Origin of the sequence: Nocardia sp. No.11 (assembly GCF_038752175.1) — a bacterium.
GTDB classification, from domain to species: Bacteria; Actinomycetota; Actinomycetes; order Mycobacteriales; family Mycobacteriaceae; genus Nocardia; species Nocardia canadensis.
Genome location: NZ_JBCGFB010000019.1, coordinates 1 through 15,402 on the forward strand (window position 1 = coordinate 1; position 15,402 = coordinate 15,402).

Genomic DNA, 15,402 nt, shown 5'->3' on the forward strand with positions numbered 1-15,402 from the left:
CGCCGCCCCGGCCGGGGCGCCCGAGGCGACCCGGCGCGGCAGTTCGGTGCCCGCGAAGTAGACGGCCAGCCAGATTCCCGTCAGGACGACCACCCCGACACCGTGCCCACCGCCGCCGGGCAACAGCGCTCGCACCGCGACCACCGCGCCCAGCACCGTCACCAGCACGTGCAGACCGAGCCGCAGCGTGGTGACCACCGGGGTCAGGGGGGACGAGTGCACCCGACCAGCTTATGTGCGGCAACCGGCCCGGCATCCATCGAAAGGTGTAAACACGGGCAGTCCTTGGATGGAGCGCGTTTCGTGCGCCGGTGCGATGGCGTGGCGGTCGTGCGCGACGAGAGTGGAGGCATGTTCGTCGCACTCCGAGATCTCCGGGCCGCCCGCGGCCGCTTCCTGCTGATCACCACCGTCGTCCTGCTGGTGGCGGTGCTGGTCAGTTTTCTGAGTGGGCTCACCGCCGGGCTGGCGCACCAGAACATCTCCGCGGTCCAGGGCCTGCGCGCCGACCAGGTGGTGTTCGCCGAGACCGGCGCCGATCCGTCCTTCGACTCGTCGGTGCTCACCGAGGAGCAGATCGCGCGGTGGCGGTCGACGGGCGGGATCGAGGTCACCCCGGTCGGCATCTCCCGGACCCGCGCCGAACACGTGGGCGCGAGCCCCGAGCAGGTCGCGCTGTTCGGCGGCGACCCCGCGGCGTTCAGCAATCACCCTGCTACCGCACCGGGAGCGGTGGTGCTGAGCTCGGGCGCGGCCCGCGCACTGGCCGCGGGCACCGGCGACACCGTGGTGCTGGCAGGCCACGAGTTCACCGTCGCCGACGTCGCCGGCGACGAGTGGTACAGCCACACCCCGGTGATCTGGACGAGCCTGGCGGACTGGCAGGCGGCCAGCCCTCGCGCGGGCGCGGCCACCGTGCTCGCCGTGCTCGGCGACGCCCCGCGCGACGATCTCGACGCCGAAGCCGGAACGCGCACGCTGCCCGCCGCGAACGCCGTCGAGGCGATCGGCTCCTACCAGGCCGAGAACAGCTCGCTGACGCTGATGACGGTGCTGCTGTTCGCCATCTCCGCGCTGGTGATCGGGGCCTTCTTCACCGTGTGGACGGTGCAGCGCCAACCCGACATCGCCACCTTGAAGGCGCTCGGCGCGACCACCGGTTCGCTGGCGCTCGACGCGCTGGCGCAGGCGGCGATCGTGCTGGTCACCGGTGTCGCGATCGGGCTCGGCAGCACCGCGGTGGCCTCCCTGTTCCTCGGTGACGCCATGCCGTTCGTGCTGTCGCTGTCGACGACCCTGGTGCCCGCGCTGGCCCTGATCGCGCTCGGCCTCGTCGGCGCCGCGGTCGCGCTGCGCTTCCTGTTCACCACCGATCCCCTGACCGCGCTCGGCGCGACCCGCTGAAGGACCCCACCATGGCACTGACCCTCACCGACGTCACTCTCACCTACCCCGACGGCACGGGCAGGCTCACCGCGCTCGACCGGGTGAACCTGCACGTCCCCGGCGGCACCATCGCCGCCGTCACCGGCCCGTCCGGCTCGGGCAAGTCCAGCCTGCTCGCGGTGGCGGCGACGCTGATCCGGCCCGACACGGGCACCGTCGTCCTCGCGACCGACACCGGCAGTACCGATCTCGCGACGCTGAGCAGGCGGGCCGCGTCCACCGTCCGCCGCACCCAGATGGGCATCGTCTTCCAGCAGCCCAATCTCATCCCCGCGCTGACCGCCCTGGAACAGCTGGAGGTCACCGCGCATCTCGGCGGCAAGCGGCGCAGCGGCCGGGGTGAAACCAGGTCCCGCGCACGGGACCTGCTCGCCGCGGTCGGCCTGGCCGAGCACGCGGACAAGCGGCCCGCGCAGCTCTCCGGCGGCCAGCGCCAGCGCGTCAATATCGCCCGCGCCCTGATGAACGACCCGGCCCTGCTCGTCGTCGACGAGCCGACCAGCGCCCTGGACACCGAACGCGGCGCCGCCGTGCTCGACCTGATCACCACCATCGCCCGCGAGCACCGCGCGGCGACGATCCTGGTCACCCACGACCCGACCCACCTGCACCGGATGGACGCGGTCTACCGGATGACCGACGGCCGCCTCAGCCCGGTCGAGGTGCCCGCCGTCGCCTGATCCGGCGCGCCCGCCGAGCGCCGGGCGCGCGCCGGGGGGAGACTGGACCGATGAGCGATCCGACCCAGCTGATCGTGGTCGACGCGGCCAATGTCATCGGCGCCAAGGCCGACGGCTGGTGGCGCGACCGCGCGGGCGCCGCCCGGCGGCTGCTGGCGAACATCGCGGACCTGACGACCCGCCTGCCTGCGTCGACGGTGGTGACCGTCGTCCTCGAGGGCGCCGCCAAGGCCGCGGCCGACGACGCCGCACCGACCGCCCCGCGCCTGACCGTCGTGCTGGCCGACCGCTCCGGCGACGACAAGATCGTCGACGTGGTCGCCGAGGCCACCGGCTACGACCAGCTCACCGTCGTCACCGCCGACCGGGAGCTCCGCCGCCGGGTCGACGCTCTCGGTGCCGACGCGGTCGGCCCCAGTTGGCTCCTGCGCCAACTGGATTGATCTTCCCGGAGCCGGGCCGCGGCAGCGTTCCCACGCAGCCGATCAGGCCTGCTCGGCCGACAACGCCGCCAGCGCCATCTGCCGCAACACCGGCCGCGCCTTGCTCGCCCGCGCCGGGGCGGCGCTGTGCGGAGTGGAGTTGATCAGCCCGAAGGCCGCGTGGGCCTGGACGCGGGCGGTGTCCTCGGCCAGACCGGGATGCACCTCGCGCAGCACCTGCACCCAGACCTCGACGTACTGCCGCTGCGTGCGGCGCAGGGTGCGACGGTCGGCGGCGGGCACGTTGTCCAGATCGCGGTCCTGGATGCGGATGAGCTCGGGGTCGTCGAAGGCGAAGTCGAGGTGGAAGTCCACCAGGCCGACCAGGGCTTCGGCGGGCGATTGCGCCGCCGCGACGACCGCGCGCCCACCGGCGAGCAATCGCTCACTGACCCCGACCAGCAGCTCGACCAGCAGCGCCTCCTTGTTCGCGAAGTGCCGGTAGACGGCGGGTCCGCTGATCCCGACGGCCGCGCCGAGGTCGTCGAGGCGCACGCCGAAGAACCCGCGATCGGCGATCAACCGGGCGCCCGCGTCGAGCAACTGCTCGCGACGCTGGGCTTTCATCAGCTCGCGCCGGGTCGCCGGAGCGGGTTCGACCGTGGCCAATCTCGACTGCCTTCCGCCGGGTCTGGACAACTTGGTTAGTCAAGATTAACCTGAATTTCAGTTATTGGCGATTAACCGGATGGCAGGATGGCGTGATGACGGTTACGCACGACCTCGACAACGGCACCACAGCCGCGACGAGCAACCGGGACGCGCACCGCGCCCTGGTCGACGAGCTGCGCCAGCGGCTGGCGACGACGGCGCTGGGCGGCCCGCAGAAGTCGCGCGAGCGGCACGCGGCCCGAGGCAAGCTGCTGCCCCGCGAGCGGGTCGACCAGCTGCTCGACCCCGGCAGCCCGTTCCTGGAACTGTCCCCGCTGGCGGGCAACGGCATGTACGGCGACGAGTGCCCCGGCGCGGGCGTGATCGCCGGCATCGGCCGCATCGCGGGCCGCGAGTGCCTGGTCCTGGCCAACGACGCGACGGTCAAGGGCGGCACCTACTACCCGATCTCGGTGAAGAAGCACCTGCGCGCGCAGGAGGTCGCCGCGCAGAACAACCTCCCGTGCGTGTACCTGGTGGACTCCGGCGGCGCCTTCCTGCCGCACCAGGACGAGGTGTTCCCCGACCGCGAGCACTTCGGCCGCATCTTCTACAACCAGGCCAACATGAGCGCCAAGGGCATCGCCCAGATCGCGGCAGTGATGGGATCGTGCACCGCCGGTGGCGCCTACGTGCCCGCGATGGCCGACGAGGCCGTCATCGTGCGCGACCAGGGCACCATCTTCCTCGGCGGCCCGCCGCTGGTGAAGGCGGCGACCGGTGAGGTCGTCACGGCCGAAGAACTCGGCGGCGGCCTGCTGCACTCGCGCACCTCCGGCGTCACCGACCATCTCGCCGAGGACGACCGCGACGCGTTGCGCATCGTCCGCAAGATCGTCGGCACCCTGGGCCCGAAGCCCGAGGCGCCCTGGGAGGTGCTGGCGACCACTGCGCCCGCCAAGGACGAGGACGAGCTTTACGACGTGGTCCCGGTCGACCCGCGCACCCCCTACGACGTGCGCGAGGTGATCGACCGGATCGTCGACGGCGAGGCCGGCTTCCACGAGTTCAAGGCCGAATACGGCAAGACCCTGGTCACCGGCTTCGCCCGCATCCACGGTCACCCGGTCGGCATCGTCGCCAACAACGGCGTGCTGTTCGCCGAATCCGCCATGAAGGGCGCGCATTTCATCGAACTGTGCGACAAGCGCAAGATCCCGCTGGTGTTCCTGCAGAACATCACCGGCTTCATGGTCGGACGCGACTACGAGGCGGGCGGCATCGCCAAGCACGGCGCGAAGATGGTCACCGCCGTGGCCTGCGCGCGGGTGCCGAAGCTGACCGTGGTGATCGGCGGCTCCTACGGCGCGGGCAACTACTCCATGTGCGGACGCGCGTATTCGCCGCGCTTCCTGTGGATGTGGCCGAACTCGCGGATCTCGGTGATGGGCGGCGAGCAGGCCGCCTCGGTGCTGGCGACCGTGCGCGGCGACCAGCTCGACAGCGCGGGCAAGCCGTGGTCGGCGGAGGATCAGGAGGCGTTCAAGGCGCCGATCCGGGAGCAGTACGAGACCCAGGGCAACCCCTACTACGCGACCGCGCGGATCTGGGACGACGGCGTCATCGCGCCCACCGACACCAGAACCGTGCTCGGACTTGCCCTCTCGGTCTGCGCGCAAGCGCCGCTCGAGCCCGTCTCCTACGGCGTCTTCCGGATGTGAGTGACATGCTGAACAAAGCCCACCCCGTCGAGTTCGATACCGTCCTGGTCGCCAATCGCGGCGAGATCGCGGTGCGCGTCATCAAGACCTTGCGCGCCATGGGCATTCGCTCGGTCGCGGTGTACAGCGACGCCGACGCGGGCGCCCGCCACGTGCGCGAGGCCGATGTCGCGGTGCGCCTCGGGCCCGCCCCGGCTCGCGAGAGCTACCTGTCGATCGAGAAGGTCGTCGACGCCGCGATCCGCTCCGGCGCCCAGGCCGTGCACCCCGGATACGGCTTCCTGTCGGAGAATTCGGCGTTCGCCGCGGCGCTGGCCGACGCGGACATCGTCTTCCTCGGTCCGCCCGCCAAGGCGATCGAGGTGATGGGCGACAAGATCACCGCCAAGAACACCGTCACCGCGTTCGGCGTCCCGGTGGTACCCGGCATCGCCGAGCCCGGCCTCACCGACGAGCAGTTGATCACCGCCGCCGCCGAGGTCGGCTACCCGGTGCTGGTGAAGCCGTCCGCCGGTGGCGGCGGCAAGGGCATGCGGAGGGTCGAGCGGCCCGAGGATCTGCCCGCGGCGCTGGTCAGCGCGCGACGCGAGGCGGGCGCGGCCTTCGGTGACGACACCCTGTTCCTGGAGCGGTTCGTCACCCGGCCCCGCCACATCGAGGTGCAGGTCCTGGCCGACAAGTTCGGCAATGTGGTGCACCTGGGCGAACGCGAGTGCAGCTTGCAGCGCAGGCATCAGAAGGTGATCGAGGAAGCGCCCTCGCCGCTGCTGGACGCCACGACCAGGGCCCGGATCGGGGCCGCGGCCTGCAATACCGCGCGCAGTGTCGACTACGTCGGCGCGGGCACCGTGGAGTTCATTGTCTCCGCCGACCGGCCCGACGAGTTCTTCTTCATGGAGATGAACACGCGCCTGCAGGTCGAGCACCCGGTGACCGAGCTGGTCACCGGCGTCGACCTGGTGGAATGCCAGGTCCGCGTGGCCGCGGGGCAGCAGCTGAGCAAAAGCCAGGACGAGATCCGCCTGGTCGGGCACGCGATCGAGGCGCGGGTCTACGCCGAGGATCCGGGTCGCGGCTTCCTGCCCACCGGTGGCACCGTGCTCGCGCTCAGCGAACCGAGCGGCCCCGGCGTGCGCGTGGATTCGGGCCTGTCCGAGGGCACCGTGGTCGGCAGCGACTACGACCCGATGTTGTCGAAGGTGATCGCGCGCGGCGACACCCGCGCCGACGCCCTCGCGGCGCTGGACCGCGCGCTGGAACAGACCGTGCTGCTCGGCGTGACGAGCAATATCGAGTTCCTGCGCTTCCTGCTCGCCGACGCGGATGTCCAGGCGGGCCGCCTCGACACCGCGTTGCTGGACCGCCGGGTCGGCGACTTCCGGCCCGCCGAGGTGACCGACGACGAATTCCTCGCCGCCGCCACCCATCACTGGCTGCGCCGCTGGCCCGCCCCCGGCGGCGACCCGTGGTCGACCCCGTCGGGCTGGCGGCTCGGCGCGCAGGCTCCGACCGCGATCCGGCTCGCCGCCGGTGACCAGGTGCGCCATGTCTTCCTCACCGGCACACCGGAATCGGCGACCGTCCGGATCGACGACGGTGCGCCGCAATCGCTCTCGGCCGCCACCAGCCGCGACGGCCTCGTCCTCACGTTGGACGGGCTGCGCCGCGAGTTCCGCGTGGCCGAGGACGCCGACCAGCTGTGGGTCGGCCACGCCGGGAGCGTCGCCGTGCTGCGCGAAGTCGCCGAGGCGAGCGTGCGCGGCGACGCCGCCCACGTCGGCGACGCCGAGATCCGCAGTCCCATGCCGGGTTCGGTGATCGCCGCCCCGGTCGCCGACGGCGCGACCGTCGAGGTCGGCGATCCGGTGATCGTCATCGAGGCCATGAAGATGGAGCACACCCTCACCGCCCCCGTCGCGGGCACCGTCGAGGTGCTGGTGCGGCCGGGCGCCCAGGTGAAGCTGGACCAGGTGCTGGTCCGCGTCGTCGCCCATCCCGTCGAAACCGCAGTCGTAGAGACCGAGCGCGAAGGAACCAACGCATGACCGACTACCTGTCCACCGGCTCGCTGCCGGACGAATACCGCCAGCTCGCCCTGACCGTGCGCGACTTCGCCCAGCAGGTCGTGGCGCCCGTCTCGGCGAAACACGATGCCGAGCACAGCTTCCCGTACGAGGTCGTCGCCGGGATGGCCGACATGGGCCTGTTCGGCCTGCCGTTCCCCGAGGAGTTCGGCGGCATGGGCGGCGACTACTTCGCCCTGTGCCTGGCGCTCGAGGAGCTCGGCAAGGTCGACCAGAGCGTGGCCATCACCCTCGAGGCCGGTGTCTCGCTGGGCGCGATGCCGATCTACCGCTTCGGCGACGACAAGCAGAAGAACGAGTGGCTGCCCCAGCTCACCAGCGGGCGCGCCCTGGCCGGTTTCGGCCTCACCGAGCCCGACGCGGGCAGCGACGCCGGCGGCACCCGCACCACCGCGGTCGCCGACGGCGAGAGCTGGGTGATCAACGGCGCCAAGCAGTTCATCACCAACTCCGGTACCGACATCACCCGGCTGGTCACCGTCACCGCGGTGACCGGGCAGACCGGCGGCAAGAAGGAGATCTCCACCATCCTGGTGCCGACCTCCACCCCCGGTTTCGTCGCCGAACCGGCCTACAACAAGGTCGGCTGGAACGCCTCCGACACCCACCCGCTCAGCTTCACCGACGTGCGGGTGCCGCAGGAGAACCTGCTCGGCGAGCGCGGCCGCGGCTACGCCAACTTCCTGCGCATCCTCGACGAGGGCCGCATCGCCATCGCCGCGCTCGCGGTGGGCGCCGCGCAGGGCTGTGTGGACGAGAGCGTGCGCTACGCCGGTGAGCGGCAGGCGTTCGGGCAGGCCATCGGCCGCAATCAGGCCATCGCGTTCAAGATCGCCCGGATGGAGGCGCGCGCCCACGTCGCGCGCACCGCCTACTACGACGCGGCCGCGCTGATGCTGGCGGGCAAGCCGTTCAAGAAGGCCGCCTCGATCGCCAAGATGGTCGCCAGCGAGGCCGCGATGGACAACGCGCGCGACGCCACCCAGATCTTCGGCGGCAACGGCTTCATGAACGAATACCCCGTGTCCAGGCACTACCGTGACAGCAAGATCCTGGAAATCGGTGAGGGCACGACGGAGGTGCAGCTGATGCTGATCGCACGGGAGCTGGGTCTGTGAGCGCGCCTGATCACGGCGGCCCGGAGGCGGCAGCGCAGGCGCCGTCGAGCACCGAGACACGACGCGTCGTCCAGCGCGGCCTGTGGTTCGAGGAGTTCGAGATCGGGACGATCTACGAGCACCGGCCCGGCCGCACCATCACCGAGGCCGACAACGTCTTGTTCACCACGCTGACCATGAACACCCAGGCGCTGCACCTGGACGCGAACTTCGCCGACGCGCAGCCGCCGTTCAACCAGCGGCTGGTGAACTCGATGTTCACCCTGTCGACGCTGGTCGGCCTCTCGGTCGCCCAGCTCACCCAGGGCACCCTGGTGGCCAACCTCGGCTTCTCCGAGATGTCGCTGCCCGCGCCGCTGTTCCACGGCGACACGATGTACGCCGAGACACTGGTGACCGACAAGCGGGAATCCAAGAGCCGTCCGGGTGAGGGCATCGTCGGCCTCACCCACACCGCGCGCAACCAGGACGGTGTGATCGTGGCGAAAGCCGTGCGGCAGACGCTGGTCCGGAAGGCCCCCGCATGACGATGACGGGAGACAGCGTGAGCGCCTGGGAGCCCAGCGGACCGGCCTGGCTGTTCTGCCCGGCCGACCGTCCCGAACGTTTCGCCAAGGCCGCGGCGGTGGCCGATGTGGTGATCCTCGACCTCGAGGACGGCGTCGCCGCGGGTGACAAGGTCGCGGCCAGGAAGGCGCTGATCGAGACCCCGCTCGACCCGCGGCACACCGTGGTCCGCGTCAACGCGGTCGAGACCGACGAGTACGCGGCCGACCTGGCCGCCCTCGCGCAGACCGCCTACCGGCGCGTCATGCTGCCCAAATGTGAATCGGCCGAACAGGTCAGGAGCCTGGCGGGCTACGAGGTGATCGTGCTGATCGAGTCTCCGCTGGGCGCGGTGCGGGTGGCCGAGTCGGTCGCCGCCGAGAACGCCGTCGGCGTGATGTGGGGCGCCGAGGACCTGGTCGCCGGGCTGGGCGGCAATGCCAGCAGGCACGCCGACGGCAGCTACCGCGATGTCGCCCGGCACGTGCGCTCGACGAGCCTGCTGGCGGCCAAGGCCTTCGGCCGGTTCGCCCTGGATTCGGTGTTCCTCGACATCGAGAACCTGGAAGGGCTGGCGGTGGAGACGCTGGACGCGGTGGCCGTCGGCTTCGACGCCAAGGTCGCTATCCATCCCCGCCAGGTGGCGGTGATCCGGGAGGGCTACGCGCCCGACCCCGACGAGATCGACTGGGCGCGCCGAGTGCTCGCCGAGGTGCCGAACCATCGGGGCGTCTTCGCGTTCGAGGGACGCATGGTCGACGCACCGGTGCTCCGACACGCGGAGCGGATCGTCCGCCGGGCCGAACTGCCCAGCTGAGCACTACCCGGCGCGCGGGGGCGACTACCGGCCGCGCGCCGGGGTAATCATCGGCCGGGCAGTTCCGGCCCGCGCAACCCAGTACGAGGAGGACATCCGGTGCAACCGCAATGGGAACCGACCGCCGAGGACATCGCGTCGGCACGGATCACCGACTTCGCCGCCTTCGTCAGCGGCCGGACCGGCGAGCAGTACCCCGACTACCAGGCCCTGTGGCAATGGTCGGTCGACGACATCGCCGGCTTCTGGCAGGCGCTGTGGGACTACTTCGAGCTCGGTCCGATCGCCGACGGCGTGCTCGGCACGCGGGAGATGCCCGGCGCGCAGTGGTTCCCTGGGACGCGGCTGAACTACGTCGACCAGATCATCCGGCAGGCGCGGCCCGACCGGCCCGCCGTGCTCGCCCTGCACGAGGACGCCGAGCAGCGCGAGATCTCGTGGGCGGAGCTGATCGAGCAGGTCACCGCGTTCGCGGGCGCCCTGCGGGCGCGCGACGTCGGACCGGGCGACCGGGTGATCGGCTACCTGCCGAATATCCCGGAGGCCATCGTCGCCTTCCTCGCCACCGCGAGCATCGGCGCGGTGTGGAGCGCGTGCGGGCAGGACTACTCGGCCAAGGCGGCGCTGGACCGGCTCGGCCAGCTGGAGCCGACCGTGCTCGTCACGGCCGACGGCTACCGGTTCGGCGGCAAGCAGCACGACAAGCGCGGCGACATCGCCGCCCTGCAGGAGGGCCTGCCCGACCTGCGCGCGACCGTCGTGGTCTCGCAGCTGGGCCTCGAAGTGCCCGACGCGGTGGCGTGGTCGGACGTGATCGCCGATCCGGGGCTCGGGGTGATCGAGACCGCCGCCGTCGCCTTCGATCATCCGCTGTGGATCGTGTTCTCCTCCGGCACCACCGGTCTGCCGAAGGGCATCGTGCACGGCCACGGCGGCGTGCTGCTCGAGCATCTGAAAGCCGTTGCCCTGCAATCCGACATCGGTCCCGAGGACACCTTCTTCTGGTACACCAGCCCCAGCTGGATGATGTGGAACTTCCAGATCGCCGGCCTGCTGACCGGCGCCACCGTGGTGACCTACGACGGCAGCCCGACGGCCGGCGGCCCGGACGCGCTGTGGCGCCTCGCCGCCCAGGTCCGCGCCACCGTGCTCGGCACCAGTCCCGGCTACGTGCTCGGGTGCATCAAGGCGGGCGCGGTGCCGCGGGCCGAGCACGATCTGTCGGCGCTGCGCAGCGTCGGGATCACCGGGTCGGCGCTGCCGGTGTCGAGCGCGCTGTGGCTCGACGCGAACGCGGGCGAGCACGTGCAGGTGAACTCGATCAGCGGCGGCACCGACGTGGTGTCGGCGTTCATCGGCGGAGTGCCCACGGTGCCGGTGTGGCCGGGCGAGCTGTCGGCACCGTATCTCGGCGTGGCGCTGGACTCCTTCGACGAGCAGGGCGCGCCGGTGCGCGGTGAGGTCGGCGAGCTGGTGGTGACCCAGCCGATGCCGTCGATGCCGGTGCGCTTCTGGCGCGACGAGGACGGAAAGCGCTACCACGACGCCTATTTCGACACCTACCCCGGTGTGTGGCGGCACGGTGACTGGATCACGCTGACCGAGCACGGCAGCGTCGTCGTGCACGGCCGCTCCGACTCCACTCTCAACCGGCACGGCATCCGGATGGGCAGCGCCGACATCTACCAGGTCGTCGAACAGTTCCCGGAGATCGCCGAGGCGCTGGTGATCGGCGCCGAGCAGCCCGACGGCGGCTACTGGATGCCGCTGTTCGTCGTCCTCGCGCCCGGCGCCACCCTCACCGACGATCTGAAAGCCAGGATCGGCAGCGCGATTCGCTCCGAGGTCTCGCCCCGGCACGTCCCCGACGAGATCCGCGAGGCCCCCGGGATCCCGCACACCCGGACCGGCAAGAAGCTGGAAGTGCCGATCAAGAAGCTCTTCCAGGGCGCGGACGCGACCCGTGTGGTCGAACGCAGCGCCGTGGACGACCCGGCCCTGCTCGACTGGTATGCCCGGATCACCCCGCCCCACAAGGCCTAATACACTTCTGGCATGAATGTCGGCGAGTCTCGTGGTGCGCGTGGATCGGTAGTCGGCGGAGCGAAGGACGGTGTGCGGCGGCGTCCGAAGAATCGGCGCGCGCAGATCGCGGCGACCTCGGCGGTGGCATTCGGCGCGGCCGGGTATCACGGGGTGAGCATGGAGGACATCGCCGCCGGATTGGGCATCAGTTCGGCGGCGCTGTACCGGCACTACCCGAGCAAGTACGCGCTGTTCCGGGAGGAACTGCTGCGGGTCGGGCAGGCCTTCACCGCCTCGATCGCGGCGTCCGGTGACGGGTCATCGACCGCGGCGGAACGGTTGCGGCACATGCTGACCGGGCTCCTCGGCGCGACGGTGGAGAACCGGGGAACGGTCACGCTGGTGCGCTGGGAGGGCCGCTACCTCGAGCCCGCCGACCGGCTGGTGCTCGACGAGCAGCGGGCCTCGGTGCTGGTCGCCCTCGACGAGCAGCTGGCCGTCCTGCGGCCGGAGCTGACCGCGCCGGACCTGCGAATGCTGTCCACCGCGATGTTCGGGGTGATCACCAGCATCGCCGACCATCACGCCGCCCTGCCTGCCCGCACCCTGAACCGGCTGCTGACCACGGCCTGTCTCGCGCTGGTCGAGAGCGAATTGCCGCCCGCGGCAACGATTTCGGAGAAGGCCACCCAGGTCGAGATCCCGGAGTCGTTCAAACACGAACTGCTGCTGCGCAAAGCGGTCGAGCTGTTCCACGAGCGCGGGTATCCGAACGTCAGCGTCGAGGACATCGCCTCGGCGGCCGGGCTGTCCGCGGCCTCGGCGGTGTACCGGTTCTACCGCGGCAAGAGCGACATCCTCGCCGCCGCGTTCCGCCGCGCGGCCGACCGGGTCTCGGGTGCGATCGGCCCCGCCGTCGCGGGCACCCCCGACAGCGGCGCGGCCCTGGACGTGCTGATCGCCCAGTTCGTCGCCGACACCTTCGACGAACGCGCGCTGGCCGTCGTCTACTACGCCGAGTTCGGCCACGTCCCCGCCGAGGAACGCGCGGTCCTGCGCAACATCCAGCGCCTCAGCGTCCAGGAATGGGCCCGCCTGGTCCGCGAGGTCCGCCCCGAACTCTCCGCCGCCGAAGCCCGCTTCCTGGTCCACGCGGCCTTCGCCCTGGTCATCGACCTCAGCCAGATCTACGGCCCCGACCCCATCGCCTGCCGAGCCCGCGTCGCCCACCTCATGCACCGAACCCTCCTCGGCTGACCTGCGGATTTCACCCGTTGTGTGTGAGGGCGGGGGGACGGTGGGGCGTTTACGGTGGGCGTTCGCGGTGTCGGACGGAGAGCGCATGGGCGGTCGGGCAGGTGGCGAGGGTGGGCTGAGTCGGCGGCGCCTGCTCGAGTTGGGGGCGGCTGCGGGGGTGGGGGTGGTGCTGTCCGGGTGCGGGGGTGGGGAGCCGGTGCCGTCGGTGGTGTCCTCAACGGGGGCGCCGGATGTGCTGGGGCTGGCGACCGAGGCGTATGTGTTCGGCTATCCGATGATCTTGCTGGACATGATGCGGGCGGCGAGTGGGCCGACGAACACGTTCGATCACAGCGTGCTGCCCGATCCGCTGGATCGCGGGGTGGCCCGGCTCAGCCACGACATGGTCTATTCCCAGGCGTGGCTGAACCTGGCCGACGAGCCGCTGGTGTTGCAGATCCCCGGGATGGAACCGGATCGGTACTGGCTGTTCCAGCTGCTCGACGGGTGGGGCAACACCGTGCACGACCTGAGCAGCAAGCAGCCGCGGACGACGGTCGACGCCGACGGGCCGCCGTTCACCTACGTCATCGCGGGCCCGAAGTGGACCGGGTCGCTGCCGCCGCACACCACCCTGCTGCACATGCCGTCGGCGATGGCGACGATCGTCGGCCGGATCCAGATCAACGGTGTCGCGGACGCGGCGCAGGTCAACCGGTGGCAGGAGAAGATCCGGCTGGTCCCGGCCGGCGCCTGGCAGCGCCGCGAATACGACGTCACGGTCAGCAGGGTGCACCCGATCGACCGCGGACCGGAGCCGCCGGTCAAGCGGATCGCCGCGCTGGACGGCCGCACCTACCTCAACCGGCTGTGCAGGTTGATGGTGGCCGATCCGCCCGCGGCCGCCGACGCACCGCTGATGGAACAGCTGGCCACCATCGGCGTCGTCCCCGGCGGCACCGTCGACAACGAGCCCGTCGAACTGCTCGACGAGGCGGTCCGCCAGGCCCAGCGCCGGATCGCCGGATGGACCGACCCGAACGCGCGCCGCGTCAACGGGTGGGAGATCCCGGTCGACCTCGGCAGGTTCGGCACCGATTACCTGCGACGCGCGGCGACGACCATGCGCTCACCGGGCAAGGCCCCGATCCGCGACGTGCTCTACGCCGAACTCTGGGCCCCCACGACCGACGACGCGGGACAGCCGCGCCGCTACCGCATCCGCTTCGAGCCCGGCCGCTGGCCGCCGGTGGACGCCTTCGCCTCGATCACCGCCTACGACCCCCAGGGCTTCCTCGTCCCCAACCCCGCCGAGATCTACGCGGTCGGCCACGCCCCACCGGTGGTGGCGGGCCCCGACGGCGCGGTGGAGATCGCCGTCCAGCACGACGACCCGCGCCCGGGCGTCCCCACCGGCAACTGGCTCCCGATCCCGGACTCCGGCGAGTTCTCCCTGACGCTGCGTCTGTACGCACCTCGCGAGGCGGCGATCGAGGGCGACTGGGAGCCGCCGCCGATGACCCCGGTGCCATGACCCCCGGTCTCAGCCGATGGCGGCCTCGATCGGGACGGAGACGGCCGGGGTGGTGAACACCGCGACGTAGTAGTCCGGGACGACGCAGGCGACCGGCTCGGTCGCGGTCAGCACCGGACGCAGCCGTTCCCGCGAGATCGCGAGATAGGCGCCGTCGTCGTGACAGCCGGTGGCGACGAAGGCGAACGCCCGATCACCGGCGGCGCGCCCCGACACCGCCGAACGCACCCGAGCGGCCGTCACGGTGTCGAGCCCGGCGGCGAAGGCGGCGAGCTGATCCGGCTGGGAGACCTCGGCGCCGCGCGGGGCGGTGCCGACTGCGATGCGCTCGAAATGGGTGAGGATCGCCGGACCCGGCGGGTCGGGGCGGTACCCGCCGAGCCGGGTGGTCGTCGGCACTTCCGCCGCGGGCAGCGCGAACACCGCCAGGATCTCCCACGGCGCGACGCATTCCGACGGCGGATCGTCCGCGCCGGTCAGCCGGACGGAGTAGTCGGCGTCGCCCTCGCTGGTCAGCTTCGCGCCGTCACCGGGCGAACAGCCCGCGCCCCAGGAGAAGGCGATCAGCGCCTCGGTGTCGAAGTCGCGGCGCGAGAGCGTGTCCGTGAGCCGACCGGCCGCGCGTTCGTCGCCGGGGAATCGCCCGGCGAACTGGGCGAGGTCGGCGGTCGATCGCAGCACGGTCCGGACGTCGGGCAGCCCCCGGGTGGACTCGAACAGCACCAACTCGGCGTGCTCGACATCGCGTCCCGTGGCCTGCCGCCGCGGCGGATCGGAGTCGGTCGACGACGCGAACAGCGCCCCCAGGTACGCGCCCGCCAGCAGTCCCGCCAGCAGCGCCACCACGATCCCGAACCGAGCGCTCCGCATACCCCACTGTACGTAGGGCGAGGTCAGCCCTCGTTGGCCATCGCGGCGATCAGGGAGTTGGGACGCATGTCGAGCCAATGGGATTCGACGTACTGGAGACAGGAGGTGCGGGTGGCGGCGCCGAAGGCGACGGTCCAGCCACCGGGGACGGCGGCGAAGGTGGGCCAGAGGGAGTGTTCCCCCTCGGCGTTGACCAAAACGTAGAACTGGGCGTTCTCGTCGTCGAACGGATTGCTCATCGGATTGCCTTCC

The 15,402-nt window shown here is 71.3% G+C and carries 14 protein-coding genes and 1 pseudogene; 11 read left to right on the forward strand and 4 right to left on the reverse strand.

Annotation, left to right across the window (positions count from 1 at the left end; translation table 11 throughout):
- Positions 1–222 (reverse strand): annotated as a pseudogene (locus V8688_RS08775) (sensor histidine kinase); the annotation flags it as partial.
- 129 nt (positions 223–351) lie between these two features.
- Between V8688_RS08775 and V8688_RS08780 the strand changes: the two are divergent.
- Genes V8688_RS08780 through V8688_RS08790 form a run of 3 tightly spaced genes read left to right on the forward strand, consistent with a single transcriptional unit; the run spans position 352 to position 2,569 of the window.
- On the forward strand, positions 352–1,404 hold the full coding sequence (locus tag V8688_RS08780) for an ABC transporter permease (protein ID WP_218719677.1): 1,053 nt from the start codon (positions 352–354) through the stop codon (positions 1,402–1,404).
- A gap of 11 nt (positions 1,405–1,415) precedes the next feature.
- Positions 1,416–2,126, forward strand: a complete 711-nt coding sequence (locus V8688_RS08785) for an ABC transporter ATP-binding protein (RefSeq protein WP_218719676.1) — start codon at positions 1,416–1,418, stop codon at positions 2,124–2,126.
- Positions 2,127–2,176: 50 nt separating this feature from the next.
- Positions 2,177–2,569, forward strand: coding sequence for an NYN domain-containing protein (locus tag V8688_RS08790; protein WP_342800576.1), 393 nt, complete (start codon positions 2,177–2,179; stop codon positions 2,567–2,569).
- A 42-nt stretch (positions 2,570–2,611) separates the two neighbouring features.
- Here V8688_RS08790 and V8688_RS08795 read toward each other — a convergent pair whose 3' ends face one another.
- Positions 2,612–3,175 carry a TetR/AcrR family transcriptional regulator gene (locus V8688_RS08795; RefSeq protein WP_218719695.1) on the reverse strand — a complete coding sequence of 188 codons (564 nt, stop codon included), beginning with the start codon at positions 3,173–3,175 and terminating at the stop codon, positions 2,612–2,614.
- Positions 3,176–3,312: 137 nt separating this feature from the next.
- Here V8688_RS08795 and V8688_RS08800 point away from each other — a divergent pair, with 137 nt between their 5' ends.
- The 8 genes from V8688_RS08800 to V8688_RS08835 all read left to right on the forward strand — a co-directional run bounded on the left by V8688_RS08800 (position 3,313) and on the right by V8688_RS08835 (position 14,280).
- Entirely contained in the window at positions 3,313–4,920 is a 1,608-nt protein-coding gene (locus V8688_RS08800) for a carboxyl transferase domain-containing protein (RefSeq protein WP_342800577.1), read from the forward strand.
- 5 nt (positions 4,921–4,925) lie between these two features.
- Positions 4,926–6,965, forward strand: a complete 2,040-nt coding sequence (locus V8688_RS08805; RefSeq protein ID WP_342800578.1) for a biotin carboxylase N-terminal domain-containing protein — start codon at positions 4,926–4,928, stop codon at positions 6,963–6,965.
- A complete protein-coding gene (locus V8688_RS08810; RefSeq protein WP_218719673.1) occupies positions 6,962–8,122 on the forward strand; it encodes an acyl-CoA dehydrogenase family protein in 1,161 nt (386 codons plus the stop codon). The genes V8688_RS08805 and V8688_RS08810 overlap by 4 nt, the downstream gene beginning before the upstream one ends.
- Positions 8,119–8,649: a MaoC family dehydratase gene (locus V8688_RS08815; protein ID WP_342800579.1), complete on the forward strand. Its 531-nt coding sequence runs from the start codon at positions 8,119–8,121 to the stop codon at positions 8,647–8,649. Before V8688_RS08810 ends, V8688_RS08815 begins: the two co-directional genes overlap by 4 nt.
- Positions 8,650–8,651: 2 nt before the next feature.
- On the forward strand, positions 8,652–9,485 hold the full coding sequence (locus V8688_RS08820) for a CoA ester lyase (RefSeq protein WP_342800598.1): 834 nt from the start codon (positions 8,652–8,654) through the stop codon (positions 9,483–9,485).
- Between the two features lie 99 nt (positions 9,486–9,584).
- Positions 9,585–11,528 carry an acetoacetate--CoA ligase gene (locus V8688_RS08825; protein WP_342800580.1) on the forward strand — a complete coding sequence of 648 codons (1,944 nt, stop codon included), beginning with the start codon at positions 9,585–9,587 and terminating at the stop codon, positions 11,526–11,528.
- 12 nt (positions 11,529–11,540) lie between these two features.
- On the forward strand, positions 11,541–12,767 hold the full coding sequence (locus V8688_RS08830) for a TetR/AcrR family transcriptional regulator (protein ID WP_342800581.1): 1,227 nt from the start codon (positions 11,541–11,543) through the stop codon (positions 12,765–12,767).
- Between the two features lie 85 nt (positions 12,768–12,852).
- Positions 12,853–14,280: a DUF1254 domain-containing protein gene (locus V8688_RS08835; RefSeq protein ID WP_342800582.1), complete on the forward strand. Its 1,428-nt coding sequence runs from the start codon at positions 12,853–12,855 to the stop codon at positions 14,278–14,280.
- A gap of 9 nt (positions 14,281–14,289) precedes the next feature.
- Here V8688_RS08835 and V8688_RS08840 read toward each other — a convergent pair whose 3' ends face one another.
- Both V8688_RS08840 and V8688_RS08845 read right to left on the reverse strand, forming a co-directional pair.
- Positions 14,290–15,150, reverse strand: coding sequence for a hypothetical protein (locus V8688_RS08840; RefSeq protein WP_342800583.1), 861 nt, complete (start codon positions 15,148–15,150; stop codon positions 14,290–14,292).
- Positions 15,151–15,173: 23 nt separating this feature from the next.
- Positions 15,174–15,389 (reverse strand): MbtH family protein, encoded by a 216-nt coding sequence (locus V8688_RS08845; RefSeq protein WP_218719668.1) that lies wholly within the window; start codon positions 15,387–15,389, stop codon positions 15,174–15,176.
- Positions 15,390–15,402: the final 13 nt, after the last annotated feature.

Bases quoted from the DNA above. Each gene is read 5' to 3' on its own strand.
- V8688_RS08785 (WP_218719676.1), top strand. From the start codon at position 1,416: ATGGCACTGACCCTCACCGACGTCACTCTCACCTACCCCGACGGCACG.
- V8688_RS08790 (WP_342800576.1), top strand. From the start codon at position 2,177: ATGAGCGATCCGACCCAGCTGATCGTGGTCGACGCGGCCAATGTCATC.
- V8688_RS08835 (WP_342800582.1), top strand. From the start codon at position 12,853: ATGGGCGGTCGGGCAGGTGGCGAGGGTGGGCTGAGTCGGCGGCGCCTG.
- V8688_RS08845 (WP_218719668.1), bottom strand. From the start codon at position 15,389: ATGAGCAATCCGTTCGACGACGAGAACGCCCAGTTCTACGTTTTGGTC.
- V8688_RS08810 (WP_218719673.1), top strand. From the start codon at position 6,962: ATGACCGACTACCTGTCCACCGGCTCGCTGCCGGACGAATACCGCCAG.
- V8688_RS08800 (WP_342800577.1), top strand. From the start codon at position 3,313: ATGACGGTTACGCACGACCTCGACAACGGCACCACAGCCGCGACGAGC.
- V8688_RS08840 (WP_342800583.1), bottom strand. From the start codon at position 15,150: ATGCGGAGCGCTCGGTTCGGGATCGTGGTGGCGCTGCTGGCGGGACTG.
- V8688_RS08795 (WP_218719695.1), bottom strand. From the start codon at position 3,175: ATGAAAGCCCAGCGTCGCGAGCAGTTGCTCGACGCGGGCGCCCGGTTG.
- V8688_RS08805 (WP_342800578.1), top strand. From the start codon at position 4,926: ATGCTGAACAAAGCCCACCCCGTCGAGTTCGATACCGTCCTGGTCGCC.
- V8688_RS08830 (WP_342800581.1), top strand. From the start codon at position 11,541: ATGAATGTCGGCGAGTCTCGTGGTGCGCGTGGATCGGTAGTCGGCGGA.
- V8688_RS08780 (WP_218719677.1), top strand. From the start codon at position 352: ATGTTCGTCGCACTCCGAGATCTCCGGGCCGCCCGCGGCCGCTTCCTG.
- V8688_RS08820 (WP_342800598.1), top strand. From the start codon at position 8,652: ATGACGGGAGACAGCGTGAGCGCCTGGGAGCCCAGCGGACCGGCCTGG.